The following is a 19,836-nucleotide window of genomic DNA, read 5'->3' on the forward strand; positions in this document are numbered from 1 at the left end:
GCAATTACCGAAGCTTCTCAAACCGGTTTGGCTGAGACTCCTACTAAGGCTAATAGCTTTGGTTGTGGTGAGTCCGGTACTACAGATGCAACTTCTACCCAATATGTTAAAGCAATTACAACTACTGCGGCTGGTGCAATTAACGTAGAGGCTCAAAACATCAGCCAACTGGGTACAAATGTTAATTTGACATTCACTCCTTATAAAGATACTGATTTGACTAGCGCCATGGAAGCTGCCGATTTTAACCGCAAATCTTTGGTTAATGGCGGTATCAAAGGTTGGAAATGTGCTGCTCCTACTGAAAAAGGTATCCAAGCCAAATACCTGCCTGCTTCTTGCCGCTAATTCAGGCTTGAATAGCAAACCCCGCCCTCGGGCGGGGTTTTGACGTAGGTCGGATACTCGTATCCGACAAAAAAGCCGCTGTTCACACCTTGCAAAAATTTGGGAATGATTGGAATGTCGGATTCGAGAATCCGACCTACATGGATTGTTCGGTTTCGACGTAGGTCGGATACTTGTATCCGACAAAAGAACCGATTTTCACACATTGCGAAAATTTGGGAATGATTGGAATGTCGGATTCGAGAATCCGATCTACGTGGATTGTTCTGTTTCGACATACGGATACTGGTATCCGACAAAAATCTTTCTGAAAAACAAAAAATCTAATTGAAAAAAGGGAATTCATGCGATACCGACGCTTTTATCAAACGGGCGGTACTTACTTTTTTACGGTGGTTACTGATAAACGACAAAAAATCCTGACTGATGAAACGGTGCGTTCGGCTTTGCGGCAGGCGGTAATGACGGTTCGGGAGCGGTATCCGTTTGAAATTGAGGCATGGGTGCTGATGCCCGACCATTTACATACGATTTGGCGTCTTCCTGAAAATGATGCGGATTATTCAGAACGTTGGCGGCAAATTAAACGGTACAGCCAATATTTGATCGGTAAGGAAAGCAGGCTTTGGCAAAAAAGGTTTTGGGAACATACCATTCGTGATGAAACGGACTTTATCCATCATTTCAATTATCTACATTTTAATCCAGTAAAGCATGGCTATGTTGTTCAGGTTTCCGATTGGCCGTTTTCTACTTTTCATCGTTATGTCAAACAGGGGATTTACCCAAAGCACTGGGGTGGAGATAATGTAGATTTTAGCATTAAATATGATGAGTAGTTTGAAAATGTCGGATTCGAGAATCCGACCTACTTTTATTTTTAAGGTCGTCGAAAAATATCAACTACATACGTTAGGAACGAAATGAAAACGTCTTCAATCCGAGGTTTCACACTAATCGAACTGATGGTCGTTGTTGCCATTATCGGCATTATCGCCGCTGTCGCCCTACCGTCTTATCATGCTTATACCATTCGAGCCAAAGTCAGCGAGGGTTTGTTGATGATGACGCAATGCCGCGAAGCCGTTACCGAAGCCTCTATGTCAGGGTTTATCGACGCTCCTGCTGCCAACAACGGGTTTAGTTGTGGAAATACGGGTGCAACCCATCTGACCTTTAATGTTGATACCGACGAAAACGGTAAGATCACCGCCATCATGCACAATATCCCCGAACTGGGGAAGCATAATAAGGTTGAACTGATTCCTTATACCGACGCGGAATTGACTACTCCGGCAACCAGTAAAGATTTTATGCGTGCGACAGCAAAAGAAGTGCGAGGTTGGAAATGTTCCGCTCCGGCTGTCAACGGTATTTCTGCTATTTATCTACCGTCAAGCTGCCGTTAGAAGTGTAGTGTGTAGATTGAATTAGCAGCCACAATATAGTGTGGGCTTTGCCTATAAAGATATTTTTAGTGAAGAGGTCGTCTGAAACAAGTTTTCAGACGACCTCTGTCATTTAAGGCTTATTTCCAAACCAAGAGCGCGTGGTTGCGTTTGCCGCGTCGTACGATGGTGTATTTGCCGAAGCGTTTGTGCGCGTCGGTCAGCAGATAGGCATCGTCGGGGCGTTCGGCGGCGTGGTTCGGGTTGTTCAATTCGGCGGCTTGTCCGTTGAGCAATACCGCTTTGCTGTTCACAAAACCGCGCGCTTCTTTGTTGGACGAGGCCAAGCCGGTTTTGACTAAGGCTTCAACGACGTTGAGGTCGTCTGAAACTTCAAATGCAGGCAGGCCGTCGAGGGCGAGCTGTTCGAAGTCGCCTTCGGTCAGGCTGCTTTGGTCTTCGGCAAACAGGCTTTCGGAAATGCGCTGCGCGGCTTGCAGGGCGGCTTCGCCGTGAATCAGGCGGGTCATTTCTTCGGCGAGGATGCGTTGCGCTTCGGGCTTGGTGCCGCTGGCTTTGTCTTTTGCTTCGATGGCGTCGATTTCCTCGATAGATAGGAAGGTGAAGTATTTCAGGAATTTATACACATCGGCATCGGCAACTTTCAGCCAGAATTGGTAGAACTGATACGGCGAGGTTTTCTTCGCGTTCAGCCATACCGCGCCGCCTTCGGTTTTGCCGAATTTGGTGCCGTCGGATTTGGTGACCAGCGGCAGGGTCAGACCGAATACTTGTTTTTGGTTCAGACGGCGGGTCAGGTCGATACCGGCGGTGATGTTGCCCCATTGGTCGGAACCGCCGATTTCCAAAATCGCGCTATGGCGTTTGTTCAGTTCGGCAAAGTCGTAGCCTTGCAGTAGGGAGTAGGCGAACTCGGTGAAGGAAATGCCCACATCGTCGCGCTCGATACGCTGTTTGACGGATTCCTTGTTCAGCATGGCGTTGACGGAGAAATGCTTGCCGATGTCGCGCAGGAAATCGAGGCAGTTCATGCTGCCGAACCAGTCAGCGTTGTTCGCCATGATGGCGGCGTTTTCGCCTTCAAAGCTCAAAAACGGTTTCAGTTGGTTGCGGATGCTTTCTACCCAGCCGGCAACGGTTTCCGCGGAATTCAAGCTGCGCTCTACCGCTTTGAAGCTAGGATCGCCGATCATACCGGTCGCACCGCCCACCAAAGCGATCGGCGTATGCCCTGCCTGTTGGAAACGGCGCAATGCCAACACGGGCAACAAGTGGCCGATATGCAGGCTGTCGGCCGTCGGGTCGAAACCGCAGTAGAGGGAGATTTTTTGTTCGTTCAACAAAGCGTCTAAGGCTTCGATGTCGGTAGTTTGCGCGATTAAGCCGCGCGATTGTAGGTCTTGGATGATGGGGGTCATGTTAAATTCTCAAATTACTAGTGAAATCAAAGTGCCCAAATGGCTAAGTAAATGGTAGGGAGCTAAATTTTATTCATTTTTTTGAATTTTCTTGGATTATAAATAGATAGACTGATCATTTTTAACTCGTTAAATGTTTGATCAACTTCTTGGTCAATACTATTATTTAATATTTTGTAACGGGGAATAATCGTATTTTTTATATAGTTTTCCATTTTTCCTTTATATTCTATTTCTTTCTGCTTACTTTTCTTATTGGCGTAAAATAAAGAAATTATAAGTACAATTAAATATATTATAAAAAATATAAAAAGAAAAATTTTATTTTTTGTATTTATTTTTTCTCTTTTTTCATCAAAATCAGCAAATTGGATAGATTTTGTTGAAGTTGAGATATGTATTTCTTCTTTAAGTGGGGCATCTCCCAAAAATAATAAGGTAAAAGAAATAATTTCTCTATCTGAGTCAAGATTGCTTCTATCAAACTTTTGTAGATTGTATGTTATTTGAGATTCATTGGGATTGTATAAGTCATGTATTGATTTTTCTGAATATCCAATAGGTATATTTTTAGAGGATGAAAGAAGAGTATAATTTTTTGGCCATTTAATCTGAATATCTAAATTGTCAAGATTTTTGGGAGATTGATTGATAAATTCAATGGTGCTTATGTTGAGGTTTTGGGTTTCTTTCCCTTGAAATGACACTTTTAAACTTTTCAATAACTCATTATTTTCTGAGGGGAAAAGAGGTTTTGTTGAGTAGCTGTAATCTATAGAAAGTTTGTCATCTGGAATAGTAATCCAGCCTAAGGACCATGCGAATATGGCCACAATAGTAGGAAAAATTAGACCAGTAATCAATGCAATATAACTCTGTTTCATAAGTTAGACATCTTTAAAGATTTGTGTTTGGTCAGCCTCTGTGAAACTGACCAAATGTATATCTTACACGTTAAACAAAAAGTGCATCACATCCCCGTCCTGCACGACATATTCCTTGCCTTCTACGCGCATTTTGCCGGCTTCTTTGGCTTTGGCTTCGCCGCCGAGCGAGACAAAGTCGTCGTAGGAAATGACTTGGGCGCGGATGAAGCCGCGTTCGAAGTCGGTGTGGATGACGCCGGCAGCTTGTGGGGCAGTGTCGCCTTTGTGGATGGTCCAGGCGCGGACTTCTTTGACGCCGGCGGTGAAGTAGGTTTGCAGGCCCAAGAGGTCGTAGCCGGCACGAATCAGGCGGTTCAGGCCGGGTTCTTCCAAGCCCATTTCAGCGAGGAATTCGGCTTTTTCGTCTTCTTCCAATTCGGCGATTTCGCTCTCCATCGCGGCGCAAACGGCAACGACGGGGGCGTTTTCTTTTTCAGCCAATTCTTTCAGGCGGTCGAGGTGCGGATTGTTTTCAAAACCGTCTTCAGCAACGTTGCCGACATACATGGCGGGTTTGGCGGTCAGCAGGAACAGCGGTTTGAGCATGGCAAGTTCTTCCGCGTCCAAACCGAAGGAGCGGACGGGTTTGCCTTCGTCCAGATGCGGCAGCAGTTTTTTGCACAGTTCGACCAGTTTTTGCGCGTCTTTGTCGCCTGAGCGGGCGCGTTTTTCTTCGCGGACGATGGCTTTTTCGACGCTGGCGAGGTCGGCAAGTGCTAGTTCGGTGCCGATGGTTTCGATATCGGCAATCGGATCGACTTTGCCGGAAACGTGGACGATGTTGTCGTCGTCAAAGCAGCGCACGACGTTGACGATGGCGTCGGTTTCGCGGATGTTGGCGAGGAACTGGTTGCCCAAGCCTTCGCCTTTGCTCGCGCCTGCGACCAAACCGGCAATATCGACGAACTCGACGATGGCGGGCTGCATTTTTTGCGGATTGACGATTTTTGCCAGCTCCGCCATGCGCGGGTCGGGTACTTCGACGATGCCGACGTTGGGTTCGATGGTGCAGAAGGGATAGTTCGCCGCTTCGATGCCCGATTGGGTCAGCGCGTTAAAGAGGGTGGATTTGCCGACGTTGGGCAGGCCGACGATGCCGCATTTCAAGCTCATGTTTTTTCCTGAAAAGATAAAAGTTTAACGGCGGATTATAGCATATCGGGAATGACTCAAAAACTGTAAAGGTCGTCTGAAAAGCGTTGTTTCCACACGTCCCCCTTTCAGACGACCTCCGTCCCTGTTAAGCCTTGCGCCGAACGTGTACAATCGCCCCATCATACCTAATCCGTACAAACCGCATCATGACTACCAGCAAACAACGCCCCATCGGCGTTTTCGATTCCGGCGTCGGCGGCCTGACCAACGTCCGCGCCCTGATGGAACGCCTGCCGATGGAAAACATCATCTACTTCGGCGACACCGCCCGCGTTCCCTACGGCACCAAATCCCGCGCCACCATCGAAACCTTCGCCATGCAGATTGTCGATTTCCTGCTGGAAAACGATGTTAAGGCACTCGTCATCGCGTGCAACACCATCGCCGCCGTTGCCGGACAGAAAATCCGCCAAAAAGCAGGCAATATGCCGGTATTGGACGTGATTTCCGCCGGCGCTCAGGCGGCTTTGAACACCACGCGCAACAACAAAATCGGCATCATCGCCACCAACACCACCGTCAACAGCAACGCCTATGCCCGCGCCATCCACGCCCAAAATCCCGACACGCTCGTGCGCACGCAGGCGACGCCGCTGCTCGTGCCGCTGGTGGAAGAAGGCTGGCTCGACCACGAAGTAACCCGCCTGACCGTGCGCGAATATCTCCAACCGCTCTTGGTGGACGACATCGACACACTCGTCCTCGGCTGTACCCACTTCCCGCTGCTCAAGCCCCTGATCGGCAAAGAAGCGCAAAACGTTGCCCTGGTCGATTCCGCCATCACCACCGCCGAAGCCACCGCCCAAGCGCTCGCCCAAGCAGGATTGCTCAACACTGAAAACGACAGCCCCGACTACCGCTTCTACGTCAGCGACATTCCTCTGCGTTTCCGCACCATAGGCGAACGCTTCCTCGGACGCAGCATGGAACAAATCGAAATGGTCTCGCTGGGATAAGGCGTATCCCGCCTTCCGAAACTAAAAAAGGTCGTCTGAAATTAAGTTTTCAGACGACCTTTTTAGTGTGTCAAACCGCTGTTAGGAAACCACTTCGCCTTGGGCGCGTTGTTTGTCGATGCTGCGGTTGATGTGCCATTGTTGGGCGATGGTCAGGAGGTTGTTGACTACCCAGTACAATACCAGGCCGGCAGGGAAGAAGAAGAACATGGCTGAGAAAACCAGCGGCATGACTTTCATCATTTTTGCCTGCATCGGGTCGGTCGGCGGCGGGTTGAGGAATGTTTGGGCAAACATGGTGACCGCCATAATTACGGGCAGGATGTAGTAGGGGTCGGAGCGGCTAAGGTCGGTAATCCAGCCCAGCCAAGGAGCCTGACGCAATTCTACGGAGGCGAACAATGCCCAGTACAAGCCGATGAAGACGGGGATTTGCAACAGCATAGGCAGACAGCCGCCCAGCGGGTTGATTTTTTCATCTTTGTAAAGCTGCATCATGGCTTGCTGTTGTGCCATGCGGTCGTCGCCGTATTTTTCTTTGATGGCTTGCAGTTTGGGCGCGGCAGCGCGCATTTTTGCCATCGAGCGGTAGGACGCGTTGGTCAGCGGGTAGAGTACGGCTTTGACGATGATGGTCAAAACGACGATTGCCCAGCCCCAGTTGCCGATGATGTTGTGCAGTTGGTTCAGAAGCCAGAAGAGTGGGGAAGCAAACCAGTGTACTTTACCGTAGTCTTTTGCCAGTTGCAGATTGTCGGCGATATTGGCGATAACGGATGTGGTCTGCGGGCCGGCGTAGAGGTTGATGGAGGCTTCGGATTTTGCGCCGTTTTGGATGGCGGCAAGGGGAACGCTGACGCTGGTGCTGTACAGGTTGTCATTGCGGCGTTTGATGTCGATACGGCAGTCGCCTGCGGCGCAAACGCTTTGTCCGCCTTTAGGCTGGAGAATCCAGGTGGACATGAAGTGGTGTTCAATCATGCCGAGCCAGCCGGTTTGGGTTTTGCGGGCGTATTCGGCTTCGTTTTTGCCTGATTTGGCATCGTCGTCCAAGTCGGAGAAGCTGACTTTTTGGAATTTGTCTTCAGGAGTGTAAACGACGGGGCCGAGGTAGGAGTGGGTAAAGTAGCCTTGACCTTCAGGTTCGCTGTGGTCGCGTACGATGCGGTAGTCCGCGCTCAGGTTGACAGGCTTGCCGCTGCTGTTGGTGATGTCGAAACGGACGTTGACGAGGTAGCTGTCTTTAGTGAAGGTATAGACTTTGTCGATTTTCAGTCCGTTTGTTTCAGGCGCACTCAGGCGGACTTCGACTTTGTCGCCGTTGAGGCTGTATTCTTTTTGCGCTGCGGTAAAGTTGACACCTTTCAGTATGTTGTTGCCTTGCGCATCCAAAAGCTCGGATTGGGCGACGTAGGTGTATTCTTTGCTGTCGTTAAACAGGGTGAATGCTTTGTTTTCGTCGCCATTTGCTTTGTATTTGAGCAGGGTCATTTGACGCAGGTCGCCGCTTTTTTCGTCGATGACGGCTTTGACTGTGTCGGTCGTTACGGTAATCGGCGTTGCGGGAGCGAGTGCGGCTTCAGCGGCAGCGGTTGCGGCGGTTTGCTGCTGTTGCTGCGCGGCTTGTTGTGCCGGATTGGGTTTGGGGCTGGGGAAGAAATGTTCCCAGCCGGCAAAGATTGCCAGCGAGATGGCAAAAAATGCCACTAGTCTTTTAAAATCCATAAGAGATTCCTGGAATTGACGGGTATGTAATGGAGATGAAAACTGCTTCAGACGGCATTATATAGAAACCGACGGGAAATTAAAGGAAATCAAGTTATCCGAATGATTCGGATTACGGGACAGGGTCGTGTCCGTGTCCGCCGAAGGGGTGGCAGCGGGCGATGCGTTTGACGGCGAGCCAGCCGCCTTTAAATGCGCCGTATTTTTTGACTGCCTCGACCGCATATTGCGAACAGGTCGGGGTATAGCGGCAGCGCGGCGGTATCAGCGGGCTGATGGCGTATTGGTAAAAACGGATCAGCGCGAGGATGAATTTGGACAACAGGGTATTCATCAGCGTTTGCGCATGAGTTGCGTCAATTGGTTTCGCGCTTCGGCGGCATTTTGCCGGTTGAATGCCAAACGGACGCGTACGACGAAATCATGCGGCGGCAGGCTGTTTTTGTTCAGTCTGAACCAGTCGCGGATGACGCGCTTCATATAGTTGCGCTCATGCGCGCGTTTTGCTGTTTTTTTGCTGACGACCAAGCCGAGCCGCGGATGGTTCAATCCGTTGTCGGCAGATTGGGAAACTTGCAGCAAATCGCGGCTGCGCCGGTTTTTGAACGCAAAAACGGATGAAAAATCATCCGTTTTTAATAAGCGGTACTGCTTTCCGAAGCGGTAGTCCAAAATTACACTGCCAAGCGTTTGCGGCCTTTGGCGCGACGGGCTGCCAATACTGCGCGACCACCGCGGGTTTTGGAGCGAACCAGGAAGCCGTGGGTGCGTTTGCGTTTGGTAACGGAAGGTTGATAAGTGCGTTTCATGATGTTTCCTAAAAAAATCGGTAGATAAATAAACCGTGAATTACACTCCAATTTTCATCTTTTGTCAATCTCGGTTGAGTAAATGGATATGGCGCGCGGGATGATTCGGTTTGCGGATTTGCGCGGCGCTTTGTGGATAAAATTTCCGGCGGGTTGTGGATAAAGTTGGTCGGAGTGGGTATAATCGGCAATTCCTGTCCCTTTGCCGGGCGATAGGTCGTCTGAAAATGTTGATACGGATTTATCGTGATGATTTTCTGAAAATAATTTAATTGTATTTTCAGACGACGTTCGGTTTGGCGGATAGGGTTTGTGCGGTATTTGCGACACTTTTCCCGTCGGGCTGAAACCGCATTTTCAAAGGCTGCAATTTCCGACGGTTTCTCTCCGTTTCTTTCCAACGACTTCCACGACTCGAGCTTATTCATGACGCTAGCAGAATTTTGGCCGCAGTGCCTCCGCCGACTTCACGATATTTTGCCTGCCGGGCAGTTCGCGCAATGGATTGCGCCCTTGACCGTGGGTGAGGAAAACGGCGTGTGGGTGGTTTACGGTAAAAACCAGTTTGCCTGCAATATGCTCAAAAGCCAGTTTGCCGCCAAAATCGAAGTAGTGCGTGCGGAATTGGCTCCGCTGCAAGCGGCTTTTGCGTTTAAGGCGGGTGCTGGGCAGCATTATGAAATGGCGGAAAATGCGGAGGCGGTTGCGCCTGAACACGCTGCGTTGACGGAAGAAATGCCGAAAGCTGACGCACAAGAATCTTTTTCGGACGAGACGTCGTCTGAAAACTCGGACAAGCCCTCCGTTGCGAAAACGGCGGCGGATATTTTGGCGCAGCGCATGAAAAATCTGCCGCACGAGAGCAAACAGCCTGCCGCCGCGCCCGCAGAATCCAAAGTCGTTACCAAAGCCAAAACGGAAGCGCAGCGCGATGCGGAAGAAGCGCGTTACGAGCAAACCAATCTGTCGCGCGATTACACATTCGATACCTTGGTCGAAGGTAAGGGCAACCGCCTTGCCGCAGCCGCCGCCCAAGCCATTGCGGAGAATCCGGGGCAGGGCTACAACCCGTTTTTCCTATACGGCAGCACGGGTTTGGGTAAAACCCACTTGGTGCAGGCCATCGGCAACGAACTGCTGAAAAACCGCCCTGACGCCAAAGTGCGCTATATGCATTCAGACGACTATATCCGCAGCTTTATGAAAGCAGTGCGCAACAATACTTACGATGTGTTCAAGCAGCAATACAAACAATACGACCTGCTGATTATCGACGACATCCAGTTCATCAAAGGCAAAGACCGTACGATGGAAGAATTTTTCTATCTGTACAACCATTTTCACAACGAGAAAAAACAGCTCATCCTCACTTGCGACGTGTTGCCTGCCAAAATCGAAGGCATGGACGACCGCCTCAAATCGCGTTTTTCATGGGGTTTGACTTTAGAACTCGAGCCGCCCGAGCTGGAAATGCGCGTGGCGATTTTGCAGAAAAAGGCAGAAGCGGCAGGCATCAGCATTGAAGACGAGGCCGCATTGTTTGTTGCCAACCTGATTCGTTCCAACGTGCGCGAACTGGAAGGCGCGTTCAACCGCGTCAGCGCAAGCAGCCGCTTTATGAACCGCCCCGTTATCGACATGGATTTGGCGCGCACGGCTTTGCAGGACATCATCGCCGAAAAACACAAAATCATTACCGCCGACACCATTATCGACGCGACTGCCAAATATTACCGCATTAAAATCAGCGATATACTCGGTAAAAAGCGCACGCGCAACATTGCCCGTCCGCGTCAAGTCGCCATGAGCCTGACCAAAGAGCTGACCACCCTCAGCCTGCCGTCCATCGGCGATGCGTTCGGCGGACGCGACCACACGACCGTCATGCACGGCGTGAAAGCCGTCGCAAAACTGCGCGAAGAAGATCCCGAGTTGGCGCAAGATTATGAAAAACTCCTGATTCTGATTCAAAACTGAGTCAGAACCGGCTTTCAGACGACCCCTCTCTTAAAAAGGTCGTCTGAAAACACAAATACACTTTGATTTTAACGGCGGCGCATTATTCATCCCGCACGCCGAACCCGATTCAGAAACATCCGAAATAACCGATTCAAAAGGAATTGACCATGCTGATTTTACAAGCCGACCGCGACAGTCTGCTCAAGCCGCTGCAAGCCGTTACCGGTATCGTCGAACGCCGCCATACCCTGCCCATCCTCTCTAACGTCTTGCTCGAAAGCAAAGACGGTCAAACCAAACTCCTGGCGACCGACTTGGAAATCCAAATCAACACAGCCGGTCCGGAAAGTCAGGCAGGCGACTTCCGTATCACCACAAACGCCAAAAAATTCCAAGACATCCTGCGCGCCTTGCCCGACAGCGCCATCGTTTCGCTCGACTGGGCGGACAACCGCCTGACCCTGCGTGCAGGCAAATCACGCTTCGCCCTGCAAACCCTGCCTGCCGAAGACTTCCCGCTGATGAGCGTCGGCGAAGACATCAGTGCAGCGTTTTCCCTGTCGCAAGAAACCTTCAAAACCATGCTTTCGCAAGTCCAATACAGCATGGCAGTGCAAGACATCCGCTACTACCTCAACGGCTTGCTGATGCAGGTTGAAGGCAACCAACTGCGCCTCGTCGCCACCGACGGCCACCGCCTTGCCTACGCCGCCAGCCAAATCGAAGCCGAATTGCCAAAAACCGAAGTCATCCTGCCGCGCAAAACCGTTTTGGAACTTTTCAAGCTGCTGAACAACCCATCCGAACCCATCAGCGTCGAATTGCTCAACAACCAAGTGCGCTTTCAATGCAACGGTACGACCATCGTCAGCAAAGTCATCGACGGCAAATTCCCCGACTTCAACCGCGTCATCCCGTTGGACAACGACAAAATCTTCCTCGTTTCACGCACCCAACTTTTGGGCGCACTTGAACGTGCCGCCATCCTTGCCAACGAAAAATTCCGCGGCGCGCGCCTGTTCCTGCAACCCGGCCTCTTGAGCGTCGTGTGCAGCAACAACGAGCAGGAAGAAGCACGCGAAGAACTCGAAATCGCCTACCAAGGCGGCGAACTCGAAGTCGGCTTCAATATCGGCTATCTGATGGACGTATTGCGCAACATCCATTCCGACGATATGCAGCTTGCCTTCGGCGATGCCAACCGCTCGACCTTGTTTACCGTACCGAACAACCCGAACTTCAAATACATCGTTATGCCGATGCGCATCTGATACGATGGTTGTTTTGAAATGAATAAAAAGGTCGTCTGAAAACCTGTTTGGTTTTCAGACGACCTTTTTATGTAGTTACACGGCAGTGAAACGATCAGCTTTCGGATGCTTCCTGTTTCAAATCGACCAATCGCGTTCCTGCCAAGAAATCGTATAAAAACTGCCGGTCGGGGTTCAGTAGGGCGAAGCCCCATGGCAGGATGAGCCAGATCAGGGCGGCGCCGAAGGCGGGCACGGGCGGGATGGCGAGCAGGTGGCGCAAGCCCGCGTATGCGAGCAGGGGGATGAAAACGACGAAGATGCATGCCCAAATAAAGCGGATGCGCAGTTGCGATAATGGCGGCAGCGTGCCGTTGCGGCCGTGCAGTCCGATTTTCCAAGTCTGCATGGCGAGGGTGCGGCCGGTCTTCGTCCAGTTGGTTTTGAAGTAGAGCCACCAGCTTCCTACAAAGATAATGCAGGTAGCCAAGCTGGAAAGAAGCTGGGAGATGGGGTTGAGGAAAATGGCGGCGATGCCGGCAAGGATGGCGGCGATGGCGGTTACGGCGCCGGTCAGCAGCAACTCGTACATCAGGGCGGCAAGGCGGCGTTTGATGGGTGCGGGGGGAAGGGCGGTCATGGCGGTCTTGTCGGTAAAAAGGTCGTCTGAAAAACGGAATGTTTTGTTTCGGCAAATCCGCCGCATTCGTTTTCAGACGACCTTTGTTTGGGAGGAATCAGCGGTGGGGACGTTTTTGTCCGCGCGCCTGCTGGGCTGCCATTTGGTTCATTTCCTGACGGGTCGGGCGTTTTTTGAACATGGCGTGCGCTTCATCGACCGAGCATTTTTGCGACAGGCAGACCAACGTTACCGCGTCTTTTTGGTGTTGTCCGCCGCTGTGGTACATACGGCGCAGGTTGGCTTCGTTGATGCGGCCTTTTTCAGGATCGATGTCGAATTTTTTCAGACGTTCGATGAACTGGTGCTGTTGGCGGCGCGAAGTCCAGACGAAGCCGCCGGCGGCTGCGGCGACAATAATAACGGCGAGCAGGATGGCGAGCGGCCATGAATCGACGATTAAGACGATGAGCAGGCTTAAAACGGCGGTGGTCAGCACAAGCAGGCCGCCGATACGGAGTTTGGTTTGGTTGTCCATGAAGTTGCAGTTCCTTATTAAGGGTGGGAGATCGTCTGAAAAACGGAGGCTAGTTTTGTAGAACCTGCCGCGTCGGTTTTCAGACGACCTTGAATCTCGTAATTAACGCTATTTTACAGTATTTTCGGAATTTGGTGGGAAGGTGGCGGCAGGCGGATTTTCCTGTCGCAAAGTCAAAGAAAACGATATTGTTTGTCTGCCGTTATTCCCATTCGCACAGAAATAACGGCAAACCATGCTTTTATGATTTCAATTCCTTATTATTACCACGCCGCACGTTCCCTCATATCTTCCACCGCTTCCACCAACGCCGCCGCCAAGGGTGGATCAAACGACGAGTGTCCCGCCTGAATCACGCGCAACTCGGCGTCGGGGAGCGCCTGCGACAGTTCCCACGCGCTTTGCATGGGGGTGCATAAGTCGTAGCGTCCTTGCACGATGATGGTCGGGATATGGCGGATTTTGTCCGTGTTCGCCAAAATCGCTTTGTCGCCCTTCAGCCAGCCTTCGTTGACGAAATAATGGTTTTCCAAACGGGCGATGGCGAGCGATTGGTAGGCGTCTTCATCGACGTCTTGCGGCTCGAAGCGGATCAGGTAGCTTTCCCAGTCCGCCCATGCTTTGGCGGCTTTCAGACGACCTGCTTCGTCTTCGCCGAACAGCATTTCGTGATACGCCGCAATCAGGCTGCCGCGTTTTTCTTCGGCGACGGGCGCGAGGAATTTCTGCCATTGCGCGGGATAAATCTGGCTGACGCCGCCCGCTTCGTCGAGCCACGCCATTTCGGACGGGCGGCACAGGAATATCCCGCGCAAAACGAGTCCGGCAACGCGTTCGGGATGGGTTTCGGCATACGCGAGCGACAAGGTGCTGCCCCATGAGCCGCCGAACACCAGCCATTTTTGGATGTCCAGCATTTCGCGGACTTTTTCGATGTCGGCAACCAAGTCCCAAGTCGTGTTGTCATCGGTGCAGGCGTAAGGCAGCGAACGGCCGCAGCCGCGCTGGTCAATGATGACGATGCGGAACACGTCGGGATTGAAAAAGCCGCGGCAGGCAGGCGATGCGCCCGCGCCCGGGCCGCCGTGCAGGAAGATGACGGGCAGCCCGTCGGGATTGCCGGATTCTTCCCAGTAGATTTGGTGGATGTCCGATACGGGCAGCAGGCCGCTGCGGATGGGTTCGCGGATGGGGTGCATGATGTTTCTCCTGTTGTCTGACGTTTGGATTGTACCCATCGGGCAGGTAAACGACAAACGGCAAGGGGTCGTCTGAAATCCGCTTCTGCCGCCGCGTTTCCCGACCGCCCGACTATCCGCTATAATTCCCCGATACCCGCGCAACAGAAAGAATGAAATGAACAAAATCCTGATGACCGCCGCCGTACTGCTTCTGTCCGCCTGCGGCTTTCACCTCAAAGGCATGGGCGGCACCGCACGCACGCTGCCGTATCCCGCTTGGCACATCCAAAACGCCTCCGTCATGCAAAAGGCTTTGGAAAACGCCCTGCGCCGCGCCGACGGCAAACCCGTTTCCGCCGCCGAAGCGCAAATGACTTTGCACATCAAGAACATTGAAACCCGTCAGGACATCTACACCATCACCCGCGCCGCGCTGGTCAACGAATACCTGCTGACCCTGCGCGTCGAAGCCCAAGCCATGCGCAACGGCGAGCCTGTGGGCGAACCGATGACCATTCTCGTCAACCGCACGATGGACTACAACGACAGCGAAGTATTGGGCAAACAGGAAGAAAGCGAAACCATTTGGGCGGAAATGCGTGCCGACGCCGCCGACCAAATCGTCCGCCGCCTGACGTTCTTGAAAGCGTATTGATGGCGGTCATGAATATCGAACAGGTCAGCGCGGATATGCCGCTTTCGCCGCTGTACATCATTCACGGCGAAGAAGACCTGTTGCGCATCGAAGCCCTCGACACCCTGCGCGCCGCCGCCAAAAAACAAGGCTATCTCAACCGAGAAGTCTTTACGGCGGACAACGGCGCCGACTGGAACGAACTGCTGCAAAGTGCAGGCAGCGCGGGGCTTTTCGCCGATTTGAAACTTTTGGAAATCCACATTCCGAACGGCAAGCCCGGCAAAAACGGCGGCGACGCGCTGCAAACCTTCGCCGAACGCCTGCCCGAAGACACCGTTTCCCTGATTCTGCTGCCCAAGCTCGAAAAAGCCCAAACGCAGGCAAAATGGTTCACCGCGCTCGCCGCCAAAGGCACGGTACTCGAAGCCAAAGCCATTAGCGCGCAAGCCCTGCCGCAGTGGATAAAGGGTCGTCTGAAAAAGGTCGGACTCGACATCGAACCCGACGCGCTCGCCCTGTTTGCTGAACGCGTCGAAGGCAACCTGCTCGCCGCCCGCCAAGAAATCGACAAACTTGCCCTGCTGCACCCGCAAAACCATACCGTCAACATCGCCGATGCCGAAGCCGCCGTCGCCAACGTCGCCCGTTTCGACGTGTTCCAGCTTTCCGGCGCATGGATGAAAGGCGATGCCCTGCGCGTCGCCCGCCTTCTGGACGGACTCGAAGAAGAAGGCGAAGAACCCGTCTTGCTGCTATGGGCGGTTGCCGAAGACATCCGCACCCTCATCCGCCTGACCGCCGCGCTCAAACAAGGGCAGAGCGTGCAATCCGTTCGCAACAGCCTGCGCCTGTGGGGCGACAAACAAACCCTCGCGCCGATTGCCGTCAAACGCATTCCCGCCGTCCGCCTGATCGAAGCCCTCAAAACCTGCGCCAAAATCGACCGCATCATCAAAGGTGCAGAAGACGGCGACGCGTGGACGGAGTTCAAGCAGTTGGTAACGGGGCTGGCGGTGTGAAGGTGTGTATAGCCGGGTCGCTTGCGGCGAGACACATCCCGTTATTAGAGCCTGCCCGGGTATGATGAAGACTGGGGAGGGGTTGAAAACCCGACAAAAAAGAACATATTGAATGAGGCAGAAATCTTCCCGTTTCCGATAAATAGGCCATCCGCACATACACCGTCGTTTTCAGACGACCTTTCAAAGGAAAACCATGTTTCAAAACTTTGACCTGGGCACTGTCCTGCTCGCGATTCCACCCGTCCTCCTCGCCCTGACCATACGCGAAGTCGCGCGTGGTTATACCGCCCGCCGTTGGGGCGACAGTACCGCCCAACAATACGGGCGGCTGACACTCAACCCCCTGCCGCATATCGATCCGGTTGGTACGATCGTCGTACCCATAATCAGCCTGCTGCTGACCCCGTTCGTTTTCGGCTGGGCGCGCCCGATGCCCATCGACCCGCGCAATTTCCGCGATCCGCGTCGCGCTTGGCGTTGGGTTTCCATTTCCGGTCCGATTGCCAATCTGATTTTGGCGTTTTTCTGGGGCTTTGTCGCCGCCTTTGCCGTTTACGCGCCCGAATCCTATCAGGAGCCGTTGGTCCGAATGGCGCAATACGGCGTTATCGTGAACGCGATTTGGGTCGCTTTCAGCCTGATTCCCATCCTGCCTTGGGACGGCGGCATCTTTATCGATACTTTCCTGTCTGCCAAACAGTCCATGCAGTTTCGCAAAATCGAACCTTACGGAATGTGGATTGTCCTAATATTGATGTTCACAGGGCTGCTGGCAAAAATCATCCTGCCTATCGTTGCGCTGATACAGACGGCTGTGTACCTCTTTATGACCTTGTTAAACTGAACCGTCTGCAAGACGGCGAAGAGGTCGTCTGAAACCTTAAACACACCCGCAGGGCGCATGATTGCGCCCTTTGTTTTACCTGTTTCCATAGTAAATCCCATTGGAAACCCTGCTTAAAAATTGTACAATGGCAGCCCTTTCCATACGGCGGTTTGACCATGCGCATCGGCGGCTACATTATCGACAATCCCATTGCACTCGCCCCGATGGCGGGCATTACCGACAAGCCGTTCCGCCGACTTTGCCGGGATTTTGGCGCAGGTTGGGCAGTGTGCGAAATGCTGACCAGCGACCCGACGCTGAGAAATACCAAAAAGACCCTGCGCCGCAGCGATTTTGCCGGTGAAGGCGGCATCGTTGCCGTCCAAATTGCCGGCAGCGATCCGCAGCAGATGGCGGATGCTGCGCGTTACAACGTCAGCCTTGGGGCGCAGGTTATCGACATCAACATGGGCTGTCCCGCCAAAAAAGTCTGCAACGTTCAAGCCGGTAGCGCGCTGATGCAGAACGAGCCGCTGGTTGCCGCCATTCTCGAAGCCGTCGTCCGTGCGGTGGATGTTCCTGTGACCCTCAAAACCCGTTTGGGCTGGCATGACGACCACAAAAACCTACCCGCCATCGCCCGCATTGCCGAAGATTGCGGCATTGCCGCCCTTGCCGTCCACGGACGCACACGCACGCAAATGTACAAGGGCGAAGCAACTTACGACCTGATTGCCGAAACCAAAGGTCGTCTGAAAATCCCCGTCTGGGTCAACGGCGACATCACTTCGCCGCAAAAAGCCGCCGCCGTCCTCAAACAAACCGCCGCCGACGGCATCATGATAGGGCGCGGCGCACAAGGCAGACCGTGGCTCTTCCGCGATTTGAAATATTACGCCGAACACGGCGTTTTGCCGCCTGCCTTGAGCTTGGCAGAATGCAACGCCACGATTTTGAACCACATTCGCGCCATGCACGATTTTTACGGTGCCGCCGCCGGAGCGAGGATTGCGCGCAAACACATAGGCTGGTATCTGGATTCCATGCCCGAAGGCGAAGCGGCACGTCGGGAAATCAACCGTCTGGACGACGCGGCGGCGCAATATGACGCGGTGGCCGACTATCTGGACAGGCTGCCCGAACTGACCGATGCTTGGGCGTGCGGTTACCGCTGAGGCCGTCTGAAAACGCTGTTTCTGTGGGGAAATGCGTCAGAAAGGAAACGCAAATGGACTTTTGGCATGGTTTTTGGATTATCACCGGCGTGCATTTTCTAGCGTGCATGTCGCCCGGCCCCGATTTCGTGTTGGTTTCGCAGCAGTCGTTGGGCCGCGGCAGGGCGGCAGGGCTGCTGACCGCGCTGGGTATCGCGCTCGGTTTCGGCGTGCACATCGTTTATTCGGTATTCGGACTGGTTACACTGGTCGCGCAGTCCGCGCCGTTGCTGACGGCGGTTAAAATCATCGGCGGCCTGTATCTGGTCTATACCGGCTATAAGGGCATCCGCGCCAAAGCCGGCGGCGATGTGTTGGAAATCAGAGCGGAGAAAGCCGCGCGCGAACCGGTTGGCAAAACCGTGTGGCGCGGCGTGTTGTGCAACGTGCTGAACCCGAAGGCGGTGGTGTATATGCTGTCGCTGTTTACCGTGGTGTTGTTGCCTGCGACCCCGATGTGGCAGATGGCGGTTTACGGCGCGTGGATGACGCTGATGATTTTTATCTGGTTCGCACTGGTGGCGCTGATGCTGTCCGTTCCCGCCGTGAGCAGGCGGTTCTCGCGTTTCGGCCACTGGATAGACAGGGTTTGCGGCGGCGCGCTGGCGTTGTTGGGCGTGAAAGTGATGAGCGGAAGCTGAGGCCGTCTGAAAACGGATATGGCAATCGATTTTGGAAAGGGAAGATAAAATGGAACAAAAAATAGACATCGCGCAATGTATCGAACAAAACCTGAAGCAATACTTTAAGGATTTGAACGGGGAAACGCCGTGTGCGGTTTACGATATGGTGTTGCACCAAGTCGAAAAACCGATGCTGATTTGCGTGATGGAACAATGCGGCGGCAATCAGTCTAAAGCGGCGGTGATTTTGGGGCTGAACCGCAATACGCTGCGTAAAAAACTCTTGCAACACGGTCTGCTGGAGGGCTGAGGTCGTCTGAAATGTTCTATCAAGTCCTTGCCTTGATTATTTGGGGCAGTTCGTTTATCGCCGCCAAATATTCCTACGAGATGCTTGATGCCGCACTGATGGTCGAGGCGCGGCTGTTGATTGCTGCGTTGATGGTGCTGCCTTCCTGTTACCGTCATTTCGGCAAGATTCCGCGCCGCGAGTGGAAGCCGTTGTTGTGGATTGCCTTTATCAACTACGTCGTCGTTTTGCTGCTTCAGTTTATCGGTTTGAAATACACCTCTGCCGCCAGCGCGATTACCATGGTCGGGCTTGAACCATTGCTGGTGGTGTTTGTCGGTCATTTCTTTTTCAACGACAAAGCGAGAATTTACCACTGGATTTGCGGTGCGGCGGCGTTTGTCGGTATCGGGATGATGGTATTGGGCGGCGCGGAAGAGGGCGGCGCGGTTGATTGGTTCGGCTGTTTGCTGATTTTGCTTGCCGGAATCGGTTTTGCCGGTGTGATGCGCCCGAGCCGAGAGATGATTGCCCGCATCGGCGCGCCTGCATTTACTTCTGCTTCCATGGCGGCGGCGGCGGTGTTGTGTCTGCCGTTTTCGCTGGTGTTGGCTGAAAGTTATGAAGTCCGCTGGTCGTGGGGCGGCGTGTTGTCGGTTTTGTATTTGGGGATTGGGTGCAGTTGGCTTGCCTATCTTTTATGGAATAAGGGCATGAACAAAGTCCCTGCCAATGTCTCCGGTCTCTTGATTTCGCTCGAACCCGTCATCGGCGTCATCATGGCGGTACTGATTTTGGGCGAACATTTATCCGCCGTGTCCGCTTCGGGCGTGTTCATCGTCATCGCTTCGACGTTTGTGGTGGGATGGCTGTCGAACAGAGGAAAGAATGCGTAAGGGGTCGTCTGAAAACGTGTGAATCGGGTTTCAGAC

Annotated in this window: 24 protein-coding genes; 13 read left to right on the top strand and 11 right to left on the bottom strand. The window is 52.9% G+C overall.

Features of this window, described 5'->3' with window-relative positions; all coding sequences use genetic code 11:
* Positions 1 to 3: 3 nt before the first annotated feature.
* From DBY90_RS04420 to DBY90_RS04430, 3 genes are all read left to right on the top strand, one after another.
* The gene (locus tag DBY90_RS04420; protein WP_234405101.1) at positions 4 to 348 is read left to right on the top strand and encodes a pilin; all 345 of its coding nucleotides are present in this window, start codon (positions 4 to 6) and stop codon (positions 346 to 348) included.
* Between the two features lie 344 nt (positions 349 to 692).
* The gene (locus DBY90_RS04425; protein WP_070492528.1) at positions 693 to 1,187 is read left to right on the top strand and encodes an REP-associated tyrosine transposase; all 495 of its coding nucleotides are present in this window, start codon (positions 693 to 695) and stop codon (positions 1,185 to 1,187) included.
* A gap of 84 nt (positions 1,188 to 1,271) precedes the next feature.
* Positions 1,272 to 1,757, top strand: a complete 486-nt coding sequence (locus tag DBY90_RS04430; protein WP_070492529.1) for a pilin — start codon at positions 1,272 to 1,274, stop codon at positions 1,755 to 1,757.
* A gap of 119 nt (positions 1,758 to 1,876) precedes the next feature.
* On the opposite strand, the gene tyrS is transcribed toward DBY90_RS04430, so the two are convergent.
* From tyrS to ychF, 3 genes are all read right to left on the bottom strand, one after another.
* Positions 1,877 to 3,175 carry a tyrosine--tRNA ligase gene (gene tyrS / locus DBY90_RS04435; RefSeq protein ID WP_070492530.1) on the bottom strand — a complete coding sequence of 433 codons (1,299 nt, stop codon included), beginning with the start codon at positions 3,173 to 3,175 and terminating at the stop codon, positions 1,877 to 1,879.
* Positions 3,176 to 3,237: 62 nt separating this feature from the next.
* The gene (locus tag DBY90_RS04440; RefSeq protein ID WP_070492531.1) at positions 3,238 to 4,059 is read right to left on the bottom strand and encodes a hypothetical protein; all 822 of its coding nucleotides are present in this window, start codon (positions 4,057 to 4,059) and stop codon (positions 3,238 to 3,240) included.
* A gap of 63 nt (positions 4,060 to 4,122) precedes the next feature.
* Positions 4,123 to 5,214 (bottom strand): redox-regulated ATPase YchF, encoded by a 1,092-nt coding sequence (ychF, locus tag DBY90_RS04445; RefSeq protein ID WP_070492532.1) that lies wholly within the window; start codon positions 5,212 to 5,214, stop codon positions 4,123 to 4,125.
* A gap of 188 nt (positions 5,215 to 5,402) precedes the next feature.
* Here ychF and murI point away from each other — a divergent pair, with 188 nt between their 5' ends.
* Entirely contained in the window at positions 5,403 to 6,212 is an 810-nt protein-coding gene (murI, locus tag DBY90_RS04450; protein ID WP_070492533.1) for a glutamate racemase, read from the top strand.
* 81 nt (positions 6,213 to 6,293) lie between these two features.
* On the opposite strand, the gene yidC is transcribed toward murI, so the two are convergent.
* From yidC to DBY90_RS04475, 5 genes are all read right to left on the bottom strand, one after another.
* Positions 6,294 to 7,937: a membrane protein insertase YidC gene (gene yidC, locus DBY90_RS04455; protein WP_070492534.1), complete on the bottom strand. Its 1,644-nt coding sequence runs from the start codon at positions 7,935 to 7,937 to the stop codon at positions 6,294 to 6,296.
* A 112-nt stretch (positions 7,938 to 8,049) separates the two neighbouring features.
* Complete coding sequence (gene yidD, locus DBY90_RS04460) at positions 8,050 to 8,271, bottom strand: membrane protein insertion efficiency factor YidD (protein ID WP_003741200.1); 222 nt, start codon at positions 8,269 to 8,271, stop codon at positions 8,050 to 8,052.
* A complete protein-coding gene (gene rnpA / locus DBY90_RS04465; protein WP_016687878.1) occupies positions 8,271 to 8,609 on the bottom strand; it encodes a ribonuclease P protein component in 339 nt (112 codons plus the stop codon). The genes yidD and rnpA overlap by 1 nt, the downstream gene beginning before the upstream one ends.
* Before the next feature lie 2 nt (positions 8,610 to 8,611).
* Positions 8,612 to 8,746: a 50S ribosomal protein L34 gene (gene rpmH, locus DBY90_RS04470; RefSeq protein WP_002214728.1), complete on the bottom strand. Its 135-nt coding sequence runs from the start codon at positions 8,744 to 8,746 to the stop codon at positions 8,612 to 8,614.
* Between the two features lie 8 nt (positions 8,747 to 8,754).
* Positions 8,755 to 9,174: a hypothetical protein gene (locus DBY90_RS04475; protein WP_185952182.1), complete on the bottom strand. Its 420-nt coding sequence runs from the start codon at positions 9,172 to 9,174 to the stop codon at positions 8,755 to 8,757.
* Between DBY90_RS04475 and dnaA the strand changes: the two genes are divergently transcribed.
* Both dnaA and dnaN read left to right on the top strand, forming a co-directional pair.
* Positions 9,173 to 10,723: a chromosomal replication initiator protein DnaA gene (gene dnaA, locus DBY90_RS04480; protein WP_070492535.1), complete on the top strand. Its 1,551-nt coding sequence runs from the start codon at positions 9,173 to 9,175 to the stop codon at positions 10,721 to 10,723. The two genes, DBY90_RS04475 and dnaA, sit on opposite strands and share 2 nt — an antisense overlap.
* Before the next feature lie 149 nt (positions 10,724 to 10,872).
* Positions 10,873 to 11,976 carry a DNA polymerase III subunit beta gene (dnaN, locus tag DBY90_RS04485; RefSeq protein WP_003758101.1) on the top strand — a complete coding sequence of 368 codons (1,104 nt, stop codon included), beginning with the start codon at positions 10,873 to 10,875 and terminating at the stop codon, positions 11,974 to 11,976.
* A gap of 94 nt (positions 11,977 to 12,070) precedes the next feature.
* On the opposite strand, the gene DBY90_RS04490 is transcribed toward dnaN, so the two are convergent.
* The 3 genes from DBY90_RS04490 to pip form a co-directional block, all read right to left on the bottom strand.
* Entirely contained in the window at positions 12,071 to 12,595 is a 525-nt protein-coding gene (locus tag DBY90_RS04490) for an RDD family protein (RefSeq protein WP_070492584.1), read from the bottom strand.
* Between the two features lie 97 nt (positions 12,596 to 12,692).
* A complete protein-coding gene (locus DBY90_RS04495; protein WP_070492536.1) occupies positions 12,693 to 13,112 on the bottom strand; it encodes a hypothetical protein in 420 nt (139 codons plus the stop codon).
* 263 nt (positions 13,113 to 13,375) lie between these two features.
* Positions 13,376 to 14,311 (bottom strand): prolyl aminopeptidase, encoded by a 936-nt coding sequence (pip, locus tag DBY90_RS04500; protein ID WP_070492537.1) that lies wholly within the window; start codon positions 14,309 to 14,311, stop codon positions 13,376 to 13,378.
* 157 nt (positions 14,312 to 14,468) lie between these two features.
* On the opposite strand from pip, the gene DBY90_RS04505 reads away from it, so the two are divergent.
* From DBY90_RS04505 to DBY90_RS04535, 7 genes are all read left to right on the top strand, one after another.
* Positions 14,469 to 14,948, top strand: coding sequence for an LPS-assembly lipoprotein LptE (locus DBY90_RS04505; protein ID WP_003741184.1), 480 nt, complete (start codon positions 14,469 to 14,471; stop codon positions 14,946 to 14,948).
* The gene (holA, locus tag DBY90_RS04510; protein WP_070492538.1) at positions 14,948 to 15,949 is read left to right on the top strand and encodes a DNA polymerase III subunit delta; all 1,002 of its coding nucleotides are present in this window, start codon (positions 14,948 to 14,950) and stop codon (positions 15,947 to 15,949) included. Before DBY90_RS04505 ends, holA begins: the two co-directional genes overlap by 1 nt.
* Positions 15,950 to 16,145: 196 nt before the next feature.
* Complete coding sequence (locus DBY90_RS04515) at positions 16,146 to 16,796, top strand: site-2 protease family protein (RefSeq protein WP_016686674.1); 651 nt, start codon at positions 16,146 to 16,148, stop codon at positions 16,794 to 16,796.
* Between the two features lie 158 nt (positions 16,797 to 16,954).
* The gene (gene dusB, locus DBY90_RS04520; protein WP_070492539.1) at positions 16,955 to 17,953 is read left to right on the top strand and encodes a tRNA dihydrouridine synthase DusB; all 999 of its coding nucleotides are present in this window, start codon (positions 16,955 to 16,957) and stop codon (positions 17,951 to 17,953) included.
* 53 nt (positions 17,954 to 18,006) lie between these two features.
* Complete coding sequence (locus tag DBY90_RS04525) at positions 18,007 to 18,633, top strand: LysE family transporter (RefSeq protein WP_070492540.1); 627 nt, start codon at positions 18,007 to 18,009, stop codon at positions 18,631 to 18,633.
* Positions 18,634 to 18,682: 49 nt separating this feature from the next.
* The gene (locus DBY90_RS04530; RefSeq protein WP_049228114.1) at positions 18,683 to 18,925 is read left to right on the top strand and encodes a Fis family transcriptional regulator; all 243 of its coding nucleotides are present in this window, start codon (positions 18,683 to 18,685) and stop codon (positions 18,923 to 18,925) included.
* Positions 18,926 to 18,936: 11 nt separating this feature from the next.
* Positions 18,937 to 19,800, top strand: coding sequence for a DMT family transporter (locus DBY90_RS04535; RefSeq protein ID WP_107986591.1), 864 nt, complete (start codon positions 18,937 to 18,939; stop codon positions 19,798 to 19,800).
* Positions 19,801 to 19,836: the final 36 nt, after the last annotated feature.

The organism is Neisseria mucosa, from assembly GCF_003044445.1.
GTDB lineage: Bacteria > Pseudomonadota > Gammaproteobacteria > Burkholderiales > Neisseriaceae > Neisseria > Neisseria mucosa_A.